At 55.2% G+C, this 346-nt stretch carries 1 protein-coding gene; it reads right to left on the minus strand.

Annotation, left to right across the window (positions count from 1 at the left end):
• Positions 1-346, minus strand: a 346-nt coding sequence (locus tag KH400_RS30330; RefSeq protein WP_217228609.1) for a hypothetical protein, incomplete at both ends; no start/stop codon positions are given.

Genomic DNA, 346 nt, shown 5'->3' on the forward strand with positions numbered 1-346 from the left:
CTTCTCTCCTCCCTCCCCTTTTTCCCTCTCCCCTCCTTCCTTTCCTCTTCTTCCTTCCCTTTCTCTCTCTCCCCTTTCCTCCCTTTTTCCCCTTTCCTTCTCCTCTTTCTCTTTCTCTCCCCCCCTCCTTTCTCTCTCTCCTCCCCCTTTCCCTCCCTTTTTTTCTCTCTCTTCTCTTCCTCCTTTCTTCTCCTCTCTTCTCTCTCCCCCCTTTCTTCCCTTCTCCCTTTCTCCCCCCCCCCCTCCTCCCCTTTTTCTCTCTCCTCTCTTCTTGTCTCCCCCTTCCCCCCTTCCCCTCCCCTCCCCCTCCCCCTCCCCCTTTTCCTCTCTCCTTCTTTCCTTCTTT

The sequence above is a fragment of the Desertibacillus haloalkaliphilus genome (assembly GCF_019039105.1).
Lineage (GTDB): Bacteria > Bacillota > Bacilli > Bacillales > KJ1-10-99 > Desertibacillus > Desertibacillus haloalkaliphilus.